This window comes from Corynebacterium tuberculostearicum, assembly GCF_046097255.1.
Lineage (GTDB): Bacteria > Actinomycetota > Actinomycetes > Mycobacteriales > Mycobacteriaceae > Corynebacterium > Corynebacterium tuberculostearicum_J.
In genome coordinates, this window is sequence record NZ_CP175770.1 from 579,493 (window position 1) to 600,441 (window position 20,949).

At 60.9% G+C, this 20,949-nt stretch carries 19 protein-coding genes; 8 read left to right on the forward strand and 11 right to left on the reverse strand.

Annotated elements, in window-relative coordinates; genetic code table 11:
• Positions 1–141 precede the first annotated feature (141 nt).
• Positions 142–2,988 carry a leucine--tRNA ligase gene (gene leuS / locus ACKFRY_RS02945; protein WP_239282595.1) on the forward strand — a complete coding sequence of 949 codons (2,847 nt, stop codon included), beginning with the start codon at positions 142–144 and terminating at the stop codon, positions 2,986–2,988.
• On the opposite strand, the gene ACKFRY_RS02950 is transcribed toward leuS, so the two are convergent.
• On the reverse strand, positions 2,989–3,630 hold the full coding sequence (locus ACKFRY_RS02950; protein WP_239282597.1) for a hypothetical protein: 642 nt from the start codon (positions 3,628–3,630) through the stop codon (positions 2,989–2,991). It abuts the gene before it with no gap.
• A 333-nt stretch (positions 3,631–3,963) separates the two neighbouring features.
• Between ACKFRY_RS02950 and ACKFRY_RS02955 the strand changes: the two genes are divergently transcribed.
• Positions 3,964–4,422, forward strand: a complete 459-nt coding sequence (locus ACKFRY_RS02955; RefSeq protein WP_239282599.1) for a MarR family winged helix-turn-helix transcriptional regulator — start codon at positions 3,964–3,966, stop codon at positions 4,420–4,422.
• Between the two features lie 89 nt (positions 4,423–4,511).
• On the opposite strand, the gene ACKFRY_RS02960 is transcribed toward ACKFRY_RS02955, so the two are convergent.
• Positions 4,512–5,486 carry an MDR family oxidoreductase gene (locus ACKFRY_RS02960; protein WP_179387129.1) on the reverse strand — a complete coding sequence of 325 codons (975 nt, stop codon included), beginning with the start codon at positions 5,484–5,486 and terminating at the stop codon, positions 4,512–4,514.
• A 78-nt stretch (positions 5,487–5,564) separates the two neighbouring features.
• Between ACKFRY_RS02960 and ACKFRY_RS02965 the strand changes: the two genes are divergently transcribed.
• Positions 5,565–6,155: a VanZ family protein gene (locus ACKFRY_RS02965; protein ID WP_408923161.1), complete on the forward strand. Its 591-nt coding sequence runs from the start codon at positions 5,565–5,567 to the stop codon at positions 6,153–6,155.
• A gap of 24 nt (positions 6,156–6,179) precedes the next feature.
• Here the strand turns inward: ACKFRY_RS02965 and ACKFRY_RS02970 are convergent, their stop codons facing one another.
• Entirely contained in the window at positions 6,180–7,229 is a 1,050-nt protein-coding gene (locus ACKFRY_RS02970) for an ABC transporter permease (protein ID WP_005325914.1), read from the reverse strand.
• A 134-nt stretch (positions 7,230–7,363) separates the two neighbouring features.
• On the opposite strand from ACKFRY_RS02970, the gene ACKFRY_RS02975 reads away from it, so the two are divergent.
• Entirely contained in the window at positions 7,364–7,954 is a 591-nt protein-coding gene (locus ACKFRY_RS02975) for a TetR/AcrR family transcriptional regulator (RefSeq protein ID WP_239282603.1), read from the forward strand.
• Here the strand turns inward: ACKFRY_RS02975 and ACKFRY_RS02980 are convergent.
• The 4 genes from ACKFRY_RS02980 to ACKFRY_RS02995 all read right to left on the reverse strand — a co-directional run bounded on the left by ACKFRY_RS02980 (position 7,951) and on the right by ACKFRY_RS02995 (position 11,470).
• Positions 7,951–8,703: a DUF364 domain-containing protein gene (locus tag ACKFRY_RS02980; protein WP_239282605.1), complete on the reverse strand. Its 753-nt coding sequence runs from the start codon at positions 8,701–8,703 to the stop codon at positions 7,951–7,953. The two genes, ACKFRY_RS02975 and ACKFRY_RS02980, sit on opposite strands and share 4 nt — an antisense overlap.
• Positions 8,704–8,785: 82 nt before the next feature.
• Positions 8,786–9,760 carry an NAD(P)-binding domain-containing protein gene (locus tag ACKFRY_RS02985; RefSeq protein ID WP_239282607.1) on the reverse strand — a complete coding sequence of 325 codons (975 nt, stop codon included), beginning with the start codon at positions 9,758–9,760 and terminating at the stop codon, positions 8,786–8,788.
• Complete coding sequence (locus tag ACKFRY_RS02990) at positions 9,760–10,377, reverse strand: response regulator transcription factor (RefSeq protein ID WP_239282608.1); 618 nt, start codon at positions 10,375–10,377, stop codon at positions 9,760–9,762. Before ACKFRY_RS02990 ends, ACKFRY_RS02985 begins: the two co-directional genes overlap by 1 nt.
• Positions 10,370–11,470 (reverse strand): sensor histidine kinase, encoded by a 1,101-nt coding sequence (locus ACKFRY_RS02995; protein WP_408923162.1) that lies wholly within the window; start codon positions 11,468–11,470, stop codon positions 10,370–10,372. The genes ACKFRY_RS02990 and ACKFRY_RS02995 overlap by 8 nt, the downstream gene beginning before the upstream one ends.
• A 153-nt stretch (positions 11,471–11,623) precedes the next feature.
• On the opposite strand from ACKFRY_RS02995, the gene ACKFRY_RS03000 reads away from it, so the two are divergent.
• Together ACKFRY_RS03000 and ACKFRY_RS03005 are read left to right on the forward strand one after the other, a co-directional pair.
• Positions 11,624–12,607 carry an ABC transporter permease gene (locus ACKFRY_RS03000; protein ID WP_005325923.1) on the forward strand — a complete coding sequence of 328 codons (984 nt, stop codon included), beginning with the start codon at positions 11,624–11,626 and terminating at the stop codon, positions 12,605–12,607.
• 1 nt (position 12,608) lies between these two features.
• The gene (locus ACKFRY_RS03005) at positions 12,609–13,250 is read left to right on the forward strand and encodes an ABC transporter ATP-binding protein (protein WP_040425459.1); all 642 of its coding nucleotides are present in this window, start codon (positions 12,609–12,611) and stop codon (positions 13,248–13,250) included.
• A 6-nt stretch (positions 13,251–13,256) separates the two neighbouring features.
• Here ACKFRY_RS03005 and ACKFRY_RS03010 read toward each other — a convergent pair whose 3' ends face one another.
• Together ACKFRY_RS03010 and ACKFRY_RS03015 are read right to left on the reverse strand one after the other, a co-directional pair.
• Positions 13,257–14,834, reverse strand: a complete 1,578-nt coding sequence (locus ACKFRY_RS03010; RefSeq protein WP_200435880.1) for a bifunctional ADP-dependent NAD(P)H-hydrate dehydratase/NAD(P)H-hydrate epimerase — start codon at positions 14,832–14,834, stop codon at positions 13,257–13,259.
• A gap of 18 nt (positions 14,835–14,852) precedes the next feature.
• Positions 14,853–15,668, reverse strand: coding sequence for an Fpg/Nei family DNA glycosylase (locus tag ACKFRY_RS03015; RefSeq protein WP_200435879.1), 816 nt, complete (start codon positions 15,666–15,668; stop codon positions 14,853–14,855).
• A gap of 127 nt (positions 15,669–15,795) precedes the next feature.
• On the opposite strand from ACKFRY_RS03015, the gene ACKFRY_RS03020 reads away from it, so the two are divergent.
• Positions 15,796–17,292 (forward strand): DUF1846 domain-containing protein, encoded by a 1,497-nt coding sequence (locus tag ACKFRY_RS03020; protein ID WP_408921733.1) that lies wholly within the window; start codon positions 15,796–15,798, stop codon positions 17,290–17,292.
• A 112-nt stretch (positions 17,293–17,404) separates the two neighbouring features.
• Positions 17,405–18,340 carry a rhodanese-related sulfurtransferase gene (locus tag ACKFRY_RS03025; protein WP_408921734.1) on the forward strand — a complete coding sequence of 312 codons (936 nt, stop codon included), beginning with the start codon at positions 17,405–17,407 and terminating at the stop codon, positions 18,338–18,340.
• Here ACKFRY_RS03025 and ACKFRY_RS03030 read toward each other — a convergent pair.
• A complete protein-coding gene (locus ACKFRY_RS03030) occupies positions 18,337–19,023 on the reverse strand; it encodes an aminotransferase class IV (protein ID WP_408923163.1) in 687 nt (228 codons plus the stop codon). The genes ACKFRY_RS03025 and ACKFRY_RS03030 overlap by 4 nt on opposite strands.
• Before the next feature lie 62 nt (positions 19,024–19,085).
• On the reverse strand, positions 19,086–20,945 hold the full coding sequence (locus ACKFRY_RS03035; protein ID WP_408923164.1) for a chorismate-binding protein: 1,860 nt from the start codon (positions 20,943–20,945) through the stop codon (positions 19,086–19,088).
• Positions 20,946–20,949: the final 4 nt, after the last annotated feature.

A 20,949-nucleotide genomic window follows, 5' to 3' on the forward strand; every position in this document is an offset into this window, starting at 1 on the left:
TGCATTTTGGCTGCGAGCGGCGGAAATGACGCGAAAACCGGGGGCGATTACGGCGGGGATTTTGGGTGTGCGTGCCCTGCGGAACGCGGAAAGCGTAGTGAACTACCCCGCTCCGGGATGCGGCTATTACACTGTGTGATTATGACTACCCAGAGCGATTCCACTTCGTACCGCTATACCCCGGAGCTGGCGAACCAGATCGAGAAGACCTGGCAGCAGTACTGGAAAGACAATGGCACCTTTAATGCCCCGAACCCGGTAGGCGAGCTCGCCACCGATGCGGGCGAGCTGCCTAAGGAAAAGCTCAACGTGCAGGATATGTTCCCCTACCCTTCCGGTGCGGGCCTGCACGTGGGACACCCACTGGGATATATCGCCACCGATACTTACGCCCGCTATAACCGCATGCTGGGCAAGAACGTGCTGCACACCTTGGGCTACGACGCCTTCGGCCTGCCGGCCGAGCAGTACGCCATTCAGACCGGTACCCACCCGCGCACCACCACCGAGGCGAATATTGAAAACATGCGCCGCCAGCTGGGCATGTTGGGCCTGGGCCATGATCCGCGCCGCTCCGTGGAATCAACCGATCCGGAGTTCTTCAAGTGGACGCAGTGGATCTTCCTGCAGATTTATAACTCTTGGTTCGATGAGGAGCAGCAGAAGGCGCGCCCGATTGCAGAGCTCATCAAGGAACTAGAGGCCAATAAGCGCACCACTAAGGACGGCCGCTACTACGAGGACCTCACCGAAGAGGAAAAGGCCGCGGCCATCGATGAATTCCGCTTGGTCTACCTGTCTAATTCCACGGTGAATTGGTGCCCGGGCCTGGGTACCGTGCTGGCAAACGAGGAGGTCACCGCTGAGGGTAAGTCCGAGCGCGGCAATTTCCCGGTCTTCCGCAAGAACCTCTCGCAGTGGATGATGCGCATTACCGCCTACTCCGATCGCTTGCTGGATGACCTGGAGCTTTTGGATTGGCCGGACAAGGTCAAGTCCATGCAGCGCAATTGGATTGGCCGTTCCCGCGGCGCAGAGGTCTCCTTCCCTGCCGAGGGCTACGAGATCGAGGTCTTTACCACCCGCCCGGATACCCTTTTCGGTGCCGAGTACGTGGTGCTGGCCCCAGAGCATGAGCTTGTCGACGCCCTCCTCTCCCCCATCCCTTATGACGATGACGTGGATGAGCGTTGGACCTATGGCCACGATGATCCGAAGGAGGCCGTGGAGTCCTACCGCACCGATATTGCTGCCAAGTCCGACCTGGAGCGCCAGGAAAACAAGGAAAAGACCGGCGTCTTCCTGGGTACTTATGCCACCAACCCGGTCTCTGGCAAGAAGGTCCCGATCTTCATCGCGGACTACGTCCTGACCGGCTACGGCACCGGCGCCATCATGGCAGTTCCGGCGCACGACACCCGTGACTACGAGTTTGCCCAGGCCTTCGGCCTACCAATTACGGAAGTTGTCTCCGGCGGAAACGTGGAGGAAGAAGCCTGGACCGAGGACGGCGCGCTGGTCAATTCCTCCAATGACAAGGGCCTAGATCTCAACGGCCTGAACAAGGCCGAGGCCATTGCTGCGGCCATCGAATGGCTGGAAAAGGACGGCTCCGGCCGCGAAAAGGTGCAGTACAAGCTGCGCGATTGGCTCTTCGCCCGTCAGCGTTACTGGGGCGAGCCCTTCCCCATCGTCTACGACAAGGACGGTTTTGCCCACGCCCTGCCGGAATCCATGTTGCCGGTAGAGCTGCCAGAGGTAGAAGATTATAAGCCCGTTTCCTTTGATCCAGAGGACAAGGACTCCGAGCCACAACCACCGCTGGCAAAGGTGCGCGATTGGGTCGAGGTAGAACTCGATTTGGGCGACGGCCCACAGACCTATTTCCGCGATACCAACGTTATGCCGCAGTGGGCGGGTTCTTCCTGGTACCAGCTGCGCTATATCGATCCCCGCAATGATGAGGCATTCTGCGATATCGAGAACGAGCGCTACTGGACCGGCCCGCGTCCGGAGCAGCATGGCCCGCAGGACCCGGGCGGCGTGGACCTCTACGTCGGCGGCGTTGAGCACGCCGTGCTGCACCTGCTCTACTCCCGCTTCTGGCATAAGGTGCTCTTTGACCTGGGCTTTGTTAGCTCCCAAGAGCCCTACCGCCGCCTGTACAACCAGGGATATATCCAGGCCTATGCCTACACGGATTCCCGCGGCGTGTACGTGCCGGCCGCTGAAGTAGAGGAAAAGGACGGCAAGTTCTACTACAACGGCGAAGAGGTCAATCAGGAGTACGGCAAGATGGGTAAGTCCCTTAAGAATGCCGTTGCTCCGGACGATATCTGCCGCGACTTTGGTGCCGATACCCTGCGCGTTTATGAGATGTCCATGGGTCCGCTGGATACGTCTCGCCCGTGGGCTACCAAGGACGTCGTCGGCTCCCAGCGCTTCTTGCAGCGCCTGTGGCGCCTGGCCGTCAACGAGAACACCGGCGAGCTGGCGACTACCGACGCCGCCTTGAGCGAGGATGACCTCAAGGAGCTCCACCGCACCATCGCAGGCGTGCGCGATGATTACGAGAACCTGCGGCTTAATACCGTGGTGGCGAAGCTCATCGAGTACGTCAACTACCTGACCAAGACCTACCGCACCGAGGCCCCACGCGCCGCCGTGGAGCCGATCGCACAGTTGGTCTCCCCCATTGCCCCGCATATCGCGGAGGAACTGTGGCAGCGCTTCGGCCATGACGAGACCATCACCTACCAGCCCTTCCCCACTTTTGAGGAAAAGTACCTGGTAGACGATGAAATCGAGGTGCCGGTTCAGATCAATGGCAAGGTCAAGGCCCGCATCAACGTTGCCGCGGACGCGGACCAGGACGCGGTCTTTGACGTTGCTCTCGCCGACGCAAAGATCGCCGATCTGACCAGCGGAAAGAACGTAGTGAAGAAGATTTACGTTCCGGGCCGCATGGTCAACCTCGTGGTCAAGTAGTTACTCGTTCCAAAATTCCGTGGCGCACAGTGCAATGCCGTGCGCCCGGATCCCCTGGCCGACCTCCAGTTTCTCGTTCACAATGAGCGGGAGGCCGTCGAGGTCGCATACCCAAAACTCCCCCATGCCCAGCTCATTGCTGTGCTTGGCGACGCCCCCGATAGTCCCCGACACCTCTACCTGCGGGTTAAGCATGCTGGGCTTGAAGTTCCGGTAGAAGCGCTCTGTAGCAGGCGAAGTCAAGGTAAACTCTTCCGGCTCCCCTACCTCGTATTTCAATGCCACAGCCGCCGGCCGCACCTGTCCCCGGAGCTTTTCTCCGCCGACTGGGTTGCCTGCCGGCAGGGCGAAGGGCGCATCCGCCAACGCCGCGAACTGTAAATCCCCCGTTTCCACAATGCCGATATAGGGCGTTGCGCGATAAATCGTGCCCGGCGCCTCTTCCCCACCCCGGTACGAAGGAACTGCGGCCCACTCCCCTTCGTACTCCATGGCTGTAACCGCCATGCCGGACGGGTCGGCGTGGAACAGCACTCGATCAAATCCGGGCGCCTCCCACATGTCGTGGTCGGTAGGTAGCTCCGCAACGAGCTCTTCCATATCCGCGAAGTCGAAACCGCACGTGCTAAATAGCTTATCCATGTTTGCCATTCTAAACGCTGCGGTCTTCTCCGCCGGAGCGGTGATTGCGTTCGCAGCCGCATCTTTGCCGCGGGTAATTGCTTCACCATTTAATTTTCAAGGCAAGAACATATCTACTCAAACAATGGTGGGTTTCAGCAGATAGGTATTCAAAAGCAAAACATAAGTGCTTTCGAGACCAAAGGCATTGGTTTGGGAAACTGTGGTTTTCCTATACGCACATCGCCGTGCAGTAGTGGGAGTTGGTGTATCAACTCAACGCAGGCCAATAAGTTGCTAGATCAACTCTGCAGTATAGACTAGTGAAAGAAGGAAAACCAAAGGAGGAATGCGATGCGTGTGGAGCAGAGTGCGGCGTGGGGCGATTTTGTTGCCATGCAGGAAGCGCTCCACGCGCGGCTTGCTGGGGAGCTGCAGAGTGGCTCGAGTTTGAGCGAGGCGGACTACGCAGTCTTGGCTGTGTTGAATCGCAGGCGTCAAATTTCTACACGCCCACATGAATTGGCGGCCGAGCTCCGGTGGGAGAAGTCGCGGCTGCATCGGCAGTTAGTGCGCATGGAGTCCCGAAAATTGGTTTCCAAGCGCGAGGCGCCGGAGCTAGGAACCCGTGCAGTTGAAGTCACTGTGACGGAAAAGGGAAGTGCCGCTTTCAACGCAGCGATCGCGCGACATACCGCCGCAGTCGAGGAAATCGTGGTGGGCACCCTTAGTGATGAAGACCTACAAACCTTGGGCAGGATTTCCCGCACGTTGCTACGCGGGGTGGTTCAAGAGAGGACGTCGGAAAGCTAGCGCGTCGCGGGGTGACCGTGCCTATGAACGGGCATACAAAAAGCACCCGCCAAGAAGGCGGGTGCCAAGCAAGAGTATCCAGGAGTGGCCTAGGAAATCTTGAGGACGGTGCGTCCGTGGTGGGTGCCCTCGAGGAGGGACTTGGATTCCTCGACAACGTCCGACAGTGGAATCGTATTGGTCAGGGACTTGAGGATGGACAAGTCCAGCTTGCGCGCGAGCAGCTGCCATGCGTTCTGGCGGTAGTGCAGCGGGGCGTCGACAGAGTTAACGCCGGCCAGGTGTACGTTGCGCAGAATGAACGGCAAGACGGTGGTGGGAAGGTCTGGGCCGGCGGCCATACCGGTGGAAGCGACGGTGCCGCCCCACACGGTACGGGCCAAAACATTGGCCAGGACGTGGGAGCCGGAGGTGTCGACGGCACCGGCATAGCTAGCCTTTTGTAGTGGCTTTCCGGCCTCGGCGAACTCGGCGCGGTCCACAATGGTGTGGGCGCCTAGCTCGTGGAGGTACTGGGAGTAGTCATCCGGGCGGCCGGTCATCGCGTGAACCTCGTAGCCGGCATTGGAAAGGAGGTTCACGGCGATGGAGCCCACGCCACCGGTGGCGCCGGTGACCAGGACCGGACCATCGGGCAGCCCGCGCAGAGAATTAACGCACAGTGCGGCAGTGTAGCCCGCGGTGCCAACGGCGGCCGCCTGCTCTGCGGTGAAGTCCGCGGGCAGGGCGACGGTTGCTTGGGAGTTGACGCGCTGCTTCGGGGTGTAGCCGCCGTGGCGGAATTCACCGAGGCCATCGCCGAAGGATGCTACCAAGGTGCCAACTGGGAGGCGCTCGACGCTAGATTCAGAAACCGTGCCGACCACGTCGATGCCCGGAACCAGCGGGCTGGTGCGCATGACGCCGCGGTCACCTGCGATAGCCATGGCGTCCTTGTAGTTCAGGGAAGAATAAGAAACATCAACGGTAAGGTCGCCCTCGCCGAGGAACTCTCCCTCTTCGAAGGAGGTCGTAACGGACTTATCTTCGTTGCGAGTTACTAGTAGCGTGCTCATGCTCACCATCGTACGTTAAATGTGATGCAGGGATTTAACAGCGAATCTCACGGCGATTTTTCAGGCTCGCTTGTTAACTTGAACAACATGACGATGACCACGACATCCACCCGCATCTCGCGCCAGGTTGGGGCGCCGGGCGTGCCCGCTCGGCCCACCCTGTGGCGCAATACCGGTATCGCCTGCGTGGTCGTTTTGATGGCAATCGCCGTAGCTACGGTGGGTAAGCCATTTATTGATATCCCCGGCGTGATCGATGCCAGTGCGCATGCTCGCCGCAGCCTCGATCTGCAAATGTTCAACGGCTTTAATAACCCTCATCCGTGGTGGGGTCCGTGGACCAATACCTTTGGCAATATCGCGCTGTTTATGCCGCTCGGGGCGTGTCTGGTGGTGCTGGGACAGAATTCGCGGCGCGTCCGCTTCGGCCGCGGTGGAACTATCCTTCTGGCGATGGCGCTCAGCCTGGGTATCGAAATTACCCAATACGTATTCTCGTTGGGATTTAGCGACGTCGATGACCTCGTTTTCAACACCCTCGGTGCGTCTGTGGGCGCGTTCTTGGTAAGCCGCAGCAGCGCCAAGGGACAGCTGCGGACCGTACGCGTCATCGGATGGCTTGCGGCATTGAGCTTGGGTGCATTACTTCTTGCCGTTATGGCCGGGGTAGTTCTCTAGAAACTAGGTCTCGAGCGGTGGGCCTTAGGCTGGTTGCGGCTGAGTGGACTCTTCTGCGGCGGGATTTTCGTGCTGTGATTGCTTGCGTTCTTTAACAATGCCCGCCGCCAGGGCGCACAGACCAACCGCTATCCAAGCCAGGAGCGTCCACACCTCAGTGCTAATGGAAGCCAGCGGGAAGTAATTTACCGAGCGGGTTAGGGAAGCGGTGGCTGCATTGGGGAATAGTTGGCCAAGGGCTCCCCACGGTGAGGCAATGAACTCCTTGGGGGCCATCGTTCCGGCTAGGGGGTTGCCAATCAGCATTATGGCAAGTGCGCCGAGCCCGAATCCTGGAGTTCCGAACAAGGCACGGAGTCCAACAATGAAGGATGAGGAGGCGGCGATGCCAAGGGTGAACACGCCCGCTGAAGTCCAGAAGCCAGCCGGCAGTAGATCGAATACCCCGCTGTAGACCCAGGAAACGAGGAGGCCTCCGAGTGGTGCGTATACAGCGAATGCGAGAAGACGCTGAGTGTTTTTCTGCAATACAAAGGAGATCAGTGCCGCACCGATCATGCCGCCGAAAGCTACGGGCAGGATAGAGAAGTTGATGCCCGCTCCTTGTGGATCACGGCTATCCAAGGGGGCTAAATCTCTTGCTTTGACATCGACGGAGGGAACTTTGTGTTCAGGAAGACCCCTAGCTTGAGCGGCGGCCTTGGCTTGGTGATTTGCCATCTCGCTCAATGGCTGTGACAGGTTTTTGATGATGTTTGCCTGGGGCAATCCCGCTGCCGAGGAGTAGAGAACCTCGGGCTCTTGGCCAAGGACGATTGCGCCTGAAACCTCACGTTGTTGAACCAGCCGTTCGGCTTCGGCCCGGTCCGAGGCGGGTTGCGTCTTGAATAGGCCGGGCTTCTTTTCATCGAGAGCCTTTTGAATCTGTGCAACTTGCTGAGGTTCACCGACCACGGCGGTGGAAATATCGCGGGGTTCCATCGTGGCCATCGGCCACAGGAAGGCTAGAAGGAAGAGTGTTAGCGCTAAGGGGGCGAGAGCCCCGACGACTAGCGCCTTCTTTACGTTGCGCATGGGGTACCTGCTTTCGGTTCGTGTGGGTAGTCCGTCAACCGCAATTCAACGAACGTTGAACATGCTAATTCAACAACCGTTGAAATTCAACAGGTGTTGAAAATCTTAGAGAGGGTAAAGGTAAAATACCCAGCATGGAGAACAAACATGCAGGACGACGGCCCGGCAATGAGGAGACTCGAGAAAAGATCCTGGCCGCAGCGTGTACGCGTTTTGGCGATGTAGGCTTTGAGGCCACCACAATTCGCAGCGTGGCAGCAGAGGCCGAGGTAGACCCTGCGCTGGTGATGCACTACTTCAAAAACAAGCAAGGCCTTTTTGACGCAGTTGTCTCAAGCCTGCAAGAACTCCCTGGGCGGTTGGAAGATGTAGCAGACCTAAAAGGCTACATCGCCCAGTACTTGCAGCTTTGGGAAGCAGAAGACATGGGGTCGAGGTTGAAGGCGGTATTGCGCGCCGGGGTGGGCTCTTCCCATGCTTCCGGAGTATTGCGGCACTATATGGACGAGCAATTCTTGGAGCTAGTATCCCAATCTAAATTGAGTGCGACGGTCTTCAATACGCCAGAAAAGCGGGAACGCATTCCCTTTATTGGCGCCATGCTGGTTGGCGTTGCGATTACGCGCAACGTGATTCTCGTTCCCTATGTGCGGGAGAAAACCATCGATGAGCTCGCAGAAATCTATGCAGCGGCATGCGAGGCGATTTTGGCGGCGCGGCCTTAGGCAGATAATTCCACTCGGTGGCCCCAGTCAAACATGGTAGTGCCGGCATCGGTACCACTTAAGCCCTCGAACATAGCCAGGGGAGAGGTTGGGACCATTCCGGTGACCTGCGATACGCCGTAGTCTTCAACCAGTACCGGGGCTAAGGGAGTTGACGGACCCAATACGACATTGAAGGACTCGCGGGAGAGCTCGAGCAGGCGGGGCGCGGTTTTATTGACAAAGGCAGAGCCGGTAATAAAGACATAATCGCACTCGGGCAGGATGTATTCGGCGGCGGAATCGGGATAGTCGCCCTCATTGAGCGAGCGCTCTAGCATATAAAAATCCGCAGCCTGGTTGAGTGCCTTGGGCGCAAAAGGGAAGTGGCCGATGACCGCGACCTTCTTCCCGGCGACGGCGTTGCGGAAGGGATCGAAGATTTGGGGCCAGGGGGCGTCGGCAAGCGCAAAGCCATGCTCGTCGGCCACAGAAGGTGTGGCGTAGTAGGAATTTAGCGCGGCCATGCCGAAGGAAGCCTCCGAGAAATTCCAGCTCTTGGCCAGCTGGGCGATGGCGCGTAAAGGAACGCCGGAGTACTCGGCGCGCATCTGGGCCGGGCGAGAAGTTGCTGACATGGTCATGGCCATGCCGCAGCTAGGGCTTTCGGTGTATACCCGGGTCCACCGCGGGCCTTGGGCGGCGCGGGAGACCATTATGTCACGGGGAATGGCATCGATGAGGTCATCGTAGAGATCCCAGGCAGACATGTATAAACCAGCTTTCCCTAATCGTTTCGCACTCTCTGCGTGAAGGCAGTGTAGTCGAATTAGCTGAGACTAACCTATAGCTTTAGTCACATATATTCGCAACGTCGTGCGCGGTCTGCCTGGCAAAGGGGCTTACCCCGGTAATGGTTGCGGAGCCGGGGCCGGTCCACGTGCCGTAACCCACGAGGAAGAGGCCGTCGATGGTGGGGGAGGTGCCATCAAGGAGCCCGCGGATAGGCCGGAGGGCAGGCCGGAAACCGGTGCACCAGATGAGGTGGTCTGCGGTGACTTCTTCAAGCGAAGAAAACATGGGGGTGGCCTGCAAAAGTCCGGAATCCCGTGTGCGTAGGACCGGCGGAACCATCACAATATCGCCCAGGTTGGAATCCGCGCCGGGGTCTGGTTCGCCGCGCAGCATGGCGTTGAGGCGGGCGCGATTGCGCTGAAAGAGCACGCGGCCGTCAACGTCGTCGGGCATCCACCGCGGGGAGCTGCGGGTATACCAGGTGGTCTCCACGCCGGACAGCAGGAGCTCGGCCGCGATCTGGGCACCGGAATTGGCCGCGCCCACGACCGCCACGGTGGACCCTGCAAAGTCCTCCGGGCCCGGGTAGAAAGCCGAATGCCATTGCTGTCCGCCAAAATCGCCGGGGTAGTAGGGGATAAAGGGCGCGGACCACGTGCCCGTGGCCGCCACGACCGTGCGCGCGGTCAGATGCTCTGTACCGGCAAAGACGTGGAAGCACGCGCCATCATGGGTTACCGCATCCACTCTGACCGGCCGGCGGATGGGCAGTTCATAGCGCTTCTCATAACGCGCAAAATAATCAATAACGTGGCTGGCCGGCGGAAAGCCCTCGTGGTGGGGCATGGGCCATCCCGGCAGGTTAGAGGAGGCGGAATTGCTAAAGAGCGTAAGCGAAGGCCAGGTGTGGCGCCAGGCCGCGCCGGGGCCGGATTCGGCGTCCAGAATGACAAAATTCAGCCCCTTCTTGCGCAGGTAATAGCCCACCGCAAGACCCGCCTGACCGGCGCCAATGACTATGCAGTCCAGCATTAAATGAGCTTCCTCTCCCGCGCCACGGTCACCGCGGCGGTGCGAGTTTCCACGCCCAGCTTCTGAAAAATGTGAATGAGGTGGGTTTTGACCGTGGCCTCAGAGATGAAAAGCTGCTTGGCCAGCTCCTTATTGGAGGAACCGGTGGACAGCGCCCGGAGGATTTCTAGCTCGCGGGTGGACAGCGATTCCTGCGGTCGGCCCACGCGCTGGGCTAGGAGGTCCACTACCTCCGGTGCCAGGGTGCGGCGGTGCGCGGCGGTATTGAGCACGGCCTCGTGCAGCGCCTGCTCGGGGGAATCTTTAAGCAGATAGCCCATCGCGCCGGCCTCCACCGCGGCAAGGATATCGGCCTGCGTGTCATAGGTGGTCAGGATGAGCACGGGTGGGCCGCCGGCCTCCACTACCCGCTTGGTGGCCGCGATGCCATCCATGCCGGGCATCTGAATATCGCAGACCACGGCGTCTACCTGCGGGGCATCATCAGTAAAAAGCTTATCCACATCCGCGCCGGTGGCGCCTTCCATTACTACCTCGACATCGGAGAAGGTATTGAGGATGGCGCGCAGGCCGGCCCGGACCACTGGGTGATCATCAATCAGCATGACATTAACCATTGCTTTTCTCCTTCAGCGGGATACGGACGGCTAGGGCAGTGCCTTCGCCGGATTCCAGGTTCATGGTGCCGCCCACAGCTTCCACGCGGTCGCGCAGGCCGGTAAGCCCGAAACCATGATCCCCGCCGCTGGGGCGAGGGGAGGCGGATAGTCCGCATCCATTATCAACGACGTCCAAGGTCACCGCATCCTCGAAAAGGCCGAGCGTGACCACGGCGCGCGAGGCGTGGGCGTGTTTGATGACGTTATTTAGGCCCTCTTGCGCGGCGCGCACGATGACCTCTTTGATGCATTCGGGCACCTTGCCGCTGCCGGAAACCACCAGCTCAAAGGTGGTCTCTTTCCCCAAGGCTTTTACACGGCTGCGCATCTGGGACAGCAGGGAAGTGAGCTGGGTTTCCAGCCGCTCATCCGGGCCGGCAAGCTCGCGGACGAAGCGTCGGGCCTCAGCCAGGTTCTCGCTCGCGACATCCTCGATAACCGCCAGCTGCTCCTCTTTAGTCGCTGGATCATCGGTGCCGCGGGCCGCGCGGGAGAGCAGCAAGATAGAGCTGAGGCCTTGCGCGACGGTGTCATGGATCTCCCGGGAGAGGCGCTCACGCTCCTCTAGCCGGCCGGCTTGGTGCTCGCTGGCGGCCAGCTCGGCTTGGGTTTCGCGCAGCTGCTTGGCGATGTCCCTGTGGTGCGCCGCCTCTGCCTGCAGCCGCCGCTGGATGAAAAAGACCGTGGCCGCAAAGGCGGTACCGATAAGCGGTCCCACGGCCGCAGCGATGGACCAGCCCTCGGGGTGCATCCAGGCGGGAATGAATGCCGCTGCTGCCCACAGCACGGCGATGGAGACCAACCCAGGCATGGTGGGCAGGGCGCGCAGAAAGACAAAAATGAGCGGGAATTCCAGCCACATGAAATCCTGCGCATGCACCATCAGGCCCAGCCACAGGAGGCATAGCCCACCCAGCCATAACCATGTGGGCAGCCAACGCTGTGCGGAATACACCACGGCGAGGGTGATGGCTAAGCCGATCACCCGGGCGTCGAGCCGGTCATCCACATAGGCGCGCGTCACGCCGAAGACTAGCAGAAACGCGAACATGGCGTGGAGGCCATAGACCCATAATTTTTGTCCCTTAAACACAACCACTCAGGATATCCGCGTACGGGTGGACCGTGAATCAACCACTTGGTTGACTCAAGGTTCAGCGAGCTGGCCGATTACTTCTGACCTGCATAAAGCGAATATAGAACTATGTTCCTAGCAATCAGAGAAATCACCACAGCGCGCGGCCGCTTCGCGCTCATCGGCGGCACGGTTGCGCTCATTACCCTTTTGCTCGTGATGCTCTCCGGCCTGACGGAGGGCCTGTCCAAGCAAAATACTTCCGCGTTGGAGTCCCTGGAAAAGGAGTACCCATATATCTCCTTTTCCACCGAGGCCCCTTCCTTTAGCGAATCTGAGATGTACGCCGGCGATATCGCCAGCGATGGCATTCCCTTCGGTGCGGCCCAGACCAAGCTGGAGGGCCACGGCGGTGTTGCCGTCCTCAGCCTGCCGGCCGGCACCCAGGTTCCGGGTAGCGATAAGACCATCCCGGAGGAGGGCGTGCTTCTGCCAGAGTCCATCGACGCGGCCGATACCGTCACCCTAGGCGGCGCCGACTTTTCGGTGGAGGGCACCGTCCCAGAGACCATGTACTCCCACTCCGAGGTGGTGTGGGCCTCCACCGAGTCCTGGCAGCAGATTAGCCACGCTCCGGAAGGCGTGATCGGCACCGCAGCGCTGTATAAGTACGAGGTTCCAGGCTCCGTGAAGGTGTCCACGTCCTTCTCCGGACTAGCGGCCTATCAGTCTGAGCGCGGCTCGCTGCTTACCATGCAGGGCTTCTTGTATGGCATCTCCGCGCTGGTCACCGTCGCTTTCTTGACCGTATGGACCATCCAGCGCACCCGCGACCTGTCCATCCTGCGCGCGCTCGGCGCCACCGTGCGCTACCTCTTGCGCGATGCCCTGGCACAAGCCGCCATCATTTTGGCTGCCGGCACCATTGCGGGCGCTGTCGTTGGGTGGGTGCTCGGCGCGCTTGCTTCCGGCACCGTGCCCTTTGATGTTTCCCTGCGCACCATCGCCGTTCCCGCGGTTGGCATCTGGGCCCTCGGCATGGCCGGTGCCCTCATTGCTACCCGCCGCGTAGCTAAAGCCAACCCACTCGATGCCCTTGGAGGAAATGCTTAACATGTCCACCATTCTTGATATCCGCAACGCCACCGTGACCTACCAAGACGGTGAGAGCACGACCACCGCGCTTGCCGACGCCTCCCTCATCGCCGAATCCACTACCCTTACCGCCATTGTGGGTGAGTCCGGGTCCGGCAAGTCCACGTTGCTGTCCGTAGCCGCAGGCCTCATCACTCCAGACTCCGGGTCCGTGCACGTGGACGGTACCCGCTCCATCATCTTCCAGCAGGCCAACCTGCTGTCCTCGCTCAATGTGCGCGACCAATTGGTGATCATGGACCATATTGCTGGCCGCAAGCTGCGCCCACAGCGCGCCGATGAGTTATTGGAGTTTGTCGGCCTGGCAGGAATGGGCAATCGCCGCATGGGTCAGTTGTCCGGTGGCCAGCGCCAGCGCGTCAATATCGCCCGAGCGCTCATGGAGCAGCCGGACCTGCTCTTGGCGGATGAGCCTACCTCTGCGCTCGATTCCCACCTTTCGCAGGAGATCATCCGCCTCTTGCGCGATGTCACCCAAGAGATGAACACCGCCACCGTGCTGGTGACCCATGACCGCTCCCTGCTGAACTTCGCTGACCGCGTGGTGGAGGTCAAGGATGGCCGCGTCTCCGAGCAGGAGAAGGTTTCTGCGCTCAGCTAGCCTCAGCTAACGCTGCATGAGGAGTAGCCGTGCGATTGCCTGCGGCACGGCCGCGGCAATCTGGGAGGCGGAGCAAAGGCCAAAGCCGTCTGGGGTGTGGGCGGCAATGGCCGCCGCGTGTTGGTGGATGGCTGCCGCGTGCAGGATTTCCATGATTATCGCCTCCGCATCCGCCTCGGCGGCATCCAGTTGCGCGAGCGTGGCGCCGAGGATGCCAGAGAGTACGTCACCAGAACCGGCGGTGGCCGCGTAGGAGTGCCCAGCGTTCATGCCATAAATTTTCTGGCCTGGGGCCGTGACCGTGGTGATCCGGCCCTTGTGCAGGATAAAGCAATCGAGCGCATGGGAAAGCTCCCGCAGGCGCACCCCGAGGCCTTCCGAAAGATCAAGTTCGCGGCCGAGAGTTGCCGCGTAGAGCCGCTCAAACTCCCCGGCATGCGGGGTCAGGACGGCGCAGGGATGATCGCGCACGAGTTCGCGTAGATCGCCGTCGGTCGAGAGCACGGTCAGCGCATCGGCGTCGATAATGGTGGGCAGCCCGCGTTCTAGCACGGCGCGCAATTCGGCGGCCGCCTCCGGTCCGGTGCCTCGCCCTGGGCCTACGACCCAGGCTTGGGCGTGGACTTTTTCTTGGGCGCTGGCATGAGGCACTACCTCCGGCAGCCTCGTGACCACGGAGTCATTGCCCACGACGCGAACCATGGACGGCGTGGCGCGCACCGCGCCCGTGGCGGCGAGGATGCCCGCGCCGGGATAGGCGCTGCTGCCTGCACAGACCGCGGTCACCCCGCCGGTGTACTTGGTGCTTTTCGCCCCCGGTGTCGGATCCAGGATTGGTCCAGTGCAGCCCACCGGCTTCGGGGCGGTGACCAGGCCTTGTTCTCCCGAAAGCACCGGCTTAGTTGGCCACCGGTAGGGCAAGGCGATAGTGGGTTCATTGGCGATATAGCCCACCGGCTCCGCGGTAGCGGAAAGCTCTTCTGCAAAGGAGCGCGGGGCGCCGGGCAGGCGCAGATCGCAGAGCACCACCGCGCCGCATTCCGGGGCAAAGATATGTCCGGCACGAGCCCAGCCAAAGCTAATGGTCACCTCTGCCTCCACGGCATCGGCTGCGGCTACGCCGGTATCGGCGTTAATGCCCGAAGGAATGTCCACCGCTAATACCGGCACCCCGCGCTCCTTGGCCTCGGTATAGGCCCTCAGTGGGGCACCGGAAAGGCCGCGGGTGGAGGCGAGGCCGGCGACGGCGTCGATAAGCAGATCGGCGTTTCCTAGGTCGTGCGCAATGGTTCCGCCGGCCGCGGTAAATGCCTCTAGCGCGGGGTCGTGGGTGCTATCCGCTGCGAGGATGGCCTCCACTGAGTAGCCCTTTTCTGCCAGGAAAGCGCCAGCATAGAGGCCATCGCCGCCGTTGCCGCCTGGCCCGGCAAGGATAGTTACGTGCCGTCCAGAGTCGAGCATGCTTGTAGCCGTGGCTGCTACGCCTCGTGCGGCCAAGCGCATGAGCTCATCGTCAAAGTTTTGCTGGGATAGAAGGGAATGCTCTGCCGCGCGAACGGCGGCAACGCTATAGGCATGTCGCATGCCCGCCAGGATAGGCCTTTAAGGTGCCGGTTGGCAGGTCGGGCACCAAAATAGGTTGCGCCCCTCCATGACCTTTTCTGCCACTGGGGTGCCGCAGATATAGCAAGGTAGGCCGGCGCGGCGGTAGACGTAGACTTCGCCGCCGTGGTCGTCCTTGCGCGGTTCGCGGCCCATGGCCTCGGGGGAATGCTCGGGCCGTACGGTATCGATGCGGCCGTGCTCCACCCCGTACTCCATCAGATCCACCAAGTCCGCCCACGTGGCGTCAAAAGTTTCACGGGAAACGTCCCGTCCCGGCAGGAAAGGGGAGAGGCCGTGGCGAAAGAGGGTCTCCGCCCGGTAGATATTGCCCACGCCGGCATAAAGGTGCTGATCCATCATGAGGGAGCCGATGCTGCGGCGCGATTTATGCACTTTGTCCCAGAGCGCCTCCACGTCAGCGTCCGTGCGCAGCGGGTCTTGGCCCACCTTGGTTAGCTGTGCGCGGTACTCCTCTTCGGTGAGCAGGCGGCAAAACTGCGGTCCGCGCAGGTTAGCGGCCTCGGTGCCATTATCAATGCGCACCCGGATTTGTCCGCCTACTTCCTCGCGGGGCTCGAAGCGCAGCTTGCCAATCAGGCCTAAGTGAATATAGAGGATATGGCGCGGATCCTCGGCGCTAAAGTGCACGAAAAGGTGCTTGCCGTAGGTCTCTGCCAGCTCGATGCGCTCGCCATCGAGAAGCTCTGCCTCCGCCGCGAAGCGACCCTGCGGGCTGGTCACGCGCAGCGGCATGCCGCGAAAATCGGCGTTGAATTTATTAGCTAGGCGGTGGATGACGTGACCTTCAGGCATGAAATCCAGTTTAATCGGGAAGAATTTTCGGCCAAACCGGGCGCTAACCAGCTCACTTATTTGCAGAGTCGCAATAGCGTAAACTCGAAATGCGGAATGATTTAACTCAGGGGAAGGCTTTCAAATCATGACGCAAAAAATCGGTTTTGACCGCGAGAAATACATTGAGCTGCAGTCGAAGCACATCCACGCCCGCCGCGAGGAAATTGGCGGCAAGCTCTACCTAGAGATGGGCGGCAAGCTTTTTGACGATATGCACGCCTCCCGCGTGCTGCCCGGCTTCACCCCGGACAATAAAATCGCGATGCTGGAGCGCATCAAAGAGGACGTAGAGATCCTCATCTGCATCAACGCGAAGGATATCTCCCGCCAGAAGGTGCGCGCAGACCTGGGCATTCTTTATGAAGATGACTTGCTGCGCCTGGTGGATGTATTCCGCAGCCGCGGATTCTTGGTAGAAAACATCGTCATGACCCAGCTGGAGGAAGGCAACTCCCAAGCGGAGGCCTTCATCGAAAAGGTCGAGCGCCTCGGACTCAAGGTGGCGCGCCACCGCGTTATCCCTGGTTACCCCACCAATACGGACCTTATCGTGTCCGAAGAGGGCTTTGGCCGCAATGAGTTTGCGGAAACCTCCCGCGACCTCGTCGTGGTTACCGCGCCGGGCCCTGGCTCCGGCAAGCTGGCCACCGCGCTCTCGCAGGTTTACCACGAACACCAGCGCGGCAATAATGCCGGCTACGCCAAGTTTGAAACCTTCCCTATCTGGAATCTCCCCCTGGAACACCCCGTGAACCTGGCCTATGAGGCCGCCACGGTGGACCTCAACGATTCCAATATTATTGACCACTTCCATCTGTCCGCCCACGGCGAATCCACCGTGAACTACAACCGCGATGTGGAAGCGTTCCCGCTGCTGCGCACGCTTTTGGAAAAGCTCACCGGCACCACCCCGTACCAGTCTCCGACGGATATGGGCGTGAACATGGCGGGCTTCTGCATTACTGATGACGCCGTGTGCCGCGCTGCCGCCCAACAAGAAATCATCCGCCGTTACTTCAAGGCGCAGGTGGAAGAGGCTCGTGCGGGCCTGGGCACCGAGCAATCCGAGCGCGCCGCGGTCATCATGGCCAAGGCCGGCATCAAGGTAGAAGATCGGCCCGTGGTGGCGCCTGCGCGCCAGCGTGCGGAAGAAACCGGTGAACCCGCCTCCGCTATGCAGCTGCACGATGGCACCATAATCACCGGCCGCACCGCGCCCCTGCTGGGCTGCTCGGCGGCGATGCTGCTCAACGCGCTGAAGCACCTGGCGGGCATCGATGACGATATCCACCTGCTGTCGCCCGAGTCCATCGAGCCGATTCAAACGCTCAAGACCAAGCATTTGGGTTCCAAGAATCCACGCCTGCATACCGACGAGGTGCTGATCGCTTTGTCCGTGTCTGCAGCGAAGGATGACAACGCCCGCAAGGCGCTGGAGCAGATCAAGGAGCTTGCTGGTTGTGACGTCCACACCACCACCATCCTGGGTTCTGTGGATGAGGGAATCTTCCGCAACCTCGGCGTGCTCGTGACCTCTGATCCCGTCTTCGCCCGCAAGAAGGCGCTGTACCAGAAGCGCTAGATTCCGCATGCTCAAGATTCGGCCCTTTCAGCTTGTGCTGGAGGGGCCGCAGTCATATAAGGGAGAGCTACAAGATTGGGGATCTGCGCAGCTGCGGGCCTAAGATTGGGGCGTGACTATTGGCAAAGTTCTCCTGTATTACTGCTTTATCCCCATCGAAGATCCCACCGCGATCATGCTGTGGCAGCGCACCCTGTGCGAGTCCCTGGGGCTCAAGGGGCGCATCCTCATTTCCGAGCACGGCATTAACGGCACCGTTGGTGGCGATATGGAAGCCTGCAAGCGCTACGTCCGCCAGACCAAGGAATACCCAGGCTTTAAGCGAATGCAGTTTAAGTGGTCCGAGGGTGGCGCGGATGACTTCCCACGGCTTTCGGTCAAGGTGCGCGATGAAATCGTGGCCTTTGGCGCGCCGGGCGAGCTGAAGGTCGATGAAAACGGCGTCGTTGGCGGCGGCGTGCACCTCAAGCCAGAAGAGGTAAATAAGCTGGTAGAAGAACGTGGCGAGGAAGTCGTCTTCTTTGACGGACGCAACGCCATGGAAGCAGAGATTGGCAAGTTTAAGAATGCTGTCGTGCCCGATGTGAAAACCACGCATGACTTCATCGAGGAAATCGAATCCGGCAAATATGACTGGATGAAGGATAAGCCGGTGGTGTCTTACTGCACCGGTGGCATTCGCTGCGAGATCCTGTCCTCGTTGATGAAGAACCGTGGCTTCAAAGAGGTCTATCAGATCGATGGTGGCATCGTGCGCTACGGCGAAAAGTACGGCAACGATGGCCTGTGGGAAGGCTCCATGTATGTCTTTGACAAGCGCATGCACCACGAGTTTGGGCAAGGACTCCAAGATCCCGGCTTCATCCAGCTGGGTCACTGCGTGCACTGCGGTAAGGGCACGAATACCTTCCACAATTGCATCAATGAAGACACCTGCCGCCAGCAAGTACTCATCTGTGATGACTGCATCCAGCACGTAGAAACCCAGCACTGCGGCCGGCCGGATTGCGCCGAAGTGGCAGCGCAGCTAGCCAAGCAGGAGAGCTAGTCGCGCGCCGGTTCCTCGCGGAAGCAGCCCCACCACCAGTGCTGCCACGCGGTGGTAAGCGGGCTGCTCGGCGGATAGATGACGCCGGTGCCGGTGGGGGCGTGTAGCTCGCTGACCGGGCTTATGCCGTGGAGCGAGTTGAGGAACCACAGGGGGCACTCGGCGGCGAGCTCCGGGGTGATGGGGCGCGTTTCGGTGTGAATTCCAAGGTCCGAGGCGCGCCGGGCAACTTGGTGCAGCGTGATGCTGGGCAGCGCCTGACCGGTGGGGAGGATGAGCGTGTCCTCGTCCCAAGCGACGAGCGCGCCGGTGGTGGTCTCCACCATGGCACCGGAGGAATCCACGATGGCCGTGTCATCGGTGCCGTCTGCCTGATACTCGTCGCGGTAGCGTGCCAGCGCTGGGAAGTCGGGGCCCTTGACTAAAGGCTGCGTGCGTGGATCGGGGGCTTGCACATAGGTCAGCCGGGTGGTTCGGCGCGCAGGGGGCGCGGACCGAATATCGAGGCGCAGCTGTCCGCCGGCTAGCGAGATGCGAGGGAAGAGATCGCCGGGGCCGAAAAGTTGCAGCATCGCGGGGACGAAGCCGGCGGGAAGTGGGCCAGCCACTGACTCGAAGCGCTGGAGGTGCAGGGGGAGGGCGTTGGAGTGGGCGTCGCTAAGCATCCGCCAAGAATCAGCCACGTCAAAGGGTCCGGGGTGAGGTTGGCTTGGAATGAAGCTGCCCCCGTGCCAGAGATAGGTGCTCATTGCCACGCCCCCAGCACGGATTGGGCCTTGAGGTTGCGCTCTTCTAACTCGGCGGCCGGATCCGAATCCAGGACGATGGCCCCGCCGGCGCCGATGGTGACCTCACCGGCCGCCCGCACGGCCGTGCGGATAACCACGCTGAGATCGGATTGACCGTCAAACCCCAAGTAGCCCACCACGCCGGAGTACACGCCGCGCGGTCCCGTTTCGAGTTGGTCAATGATCTCGCAGGTGCGCAGCTTCGGCGCGCCCGTCATAGAGCCAGGAGGAAAGGTGGCACGGAGGGCATCGACCGCGGTGGCACTGGCGCGCAGCTGCCCGGTAATGGTGGAGACCAATTGATGCACGGTGGCATAGCTTTCTACCTGCATCAACTTCGGCACGCGCACGGTGCCGGGTTCGCATACCCGGGAGAGATCATTGCGCAGTAGGTCAACGATCATGAGGTTTTCGGCCCGTGTCTTCGGGTCCGTGGTCAGCAGCGCGGGATCCTGGTCGGCCGAGATGGTGCCCTTAATCGGCTTGGCCTCTACCTCACGGCCGCGCACGGTGAGGAAGCGCTCGGGCGAGGCGCTGCAGACTTCCACGCCGTCGAAGACGAGGTGTGCGGCATAGGGTGCAGGATTGTGCGAGCGCAGTCGGGGATAGAGCTCGCCCTTGGACGCGGCCGTGTAGGTATCGGTCAGACAGACCTCGTAACTCTCGCCGGCGTACAAGAATTCTTGAGCGCGCTTAATCCGCTCCAGGTAGCCAGGGCTGCGCCAGGAGCCCCCGCTTAGCGACGCCCCACCGTCCTCCCCCGTGGGCCGTGGTTCCTCTGCATCCAAGGCGGTCTCCAGGCGGTTTAGCAATTCCTCGGCGCCGTCACCGGCAAGGCAGCACAGGTGCGCGGTTTCTGTGTGATGGTCGTAGACGATGAAGGACTGCGGCCGCACAAAGTAGGCATCGGGGTAAGGGGAGCGGTGGCGTAGCTCAATGGGCAGGGTGAGCTGGGCGCATTCGTAGCCCAGGTACCCGATGACCCCGCCGGTAAAGGGGAGGTCCGGTGCATCGATGATGCGGGTGGCGAGCTCGCGGTCGAGGAGGGTGAGGATATCGGGGGCGTCGCCAAGCCGGTAGCGGAAGGAGCGGCTCAATGCGCCGGCGGTATCGCCGAGGATGGAATAGCGCCCGCGGGGATCCGCGCAATCGAGGAAGAAGGCATCGTTGCCCTCGGCGCGAAGGGCGGCAAAGACCCGTGGGCAGTCCACCGCGCCGGGGACTTCGCGGTGGAGCAGGTGAAACCCACCCAGAAAGTTGCGCATAATCTCCCGGCCGTGCTGGGTAAGCACCGACTCCGGGTGGAATTGCACGCCCCAGTGCGGCAAGCCATCGACCTTCAGCGCTTGGATGACGCCATCCTCGCTGCGGGCATGCACGGTAATGCCGGGGGTCTCCTCTATATGCAGGGAGTGGTAGCGCACCACTTCGAAGTCTTGCGGGATTCCGGCGAAGATGCCTTCGCCCGAGTGACTGATGGTAGAGACAAAACCGTGGCGCGGCTGCGGCGCGCGCGACACCTGGGCACCGGCCAGCAGACCTAGCCCCTGGTGACCAAGGCATACACCCAGTACCGGAATCTCGGCCGCGGCTGCGGCGGCGACAATGCCTCGGGCAGCACCGAAATCCTCCTCGCGTTCCGGCGTGCCCGGGCCAGGAGAAATCACCACATGCGAAAATTCGCCGGCACGGACGCGCTCGGCCAGTCCGTCCGCTTCACCGGCAGCGACGACGAGTGGTTCGCGTCCTGCTACCTCCGCGATGAGGTGGGCAAGGTTGAAGGTATAAGAATCGTAATTATCAAGCAGGAGGATCATAGGG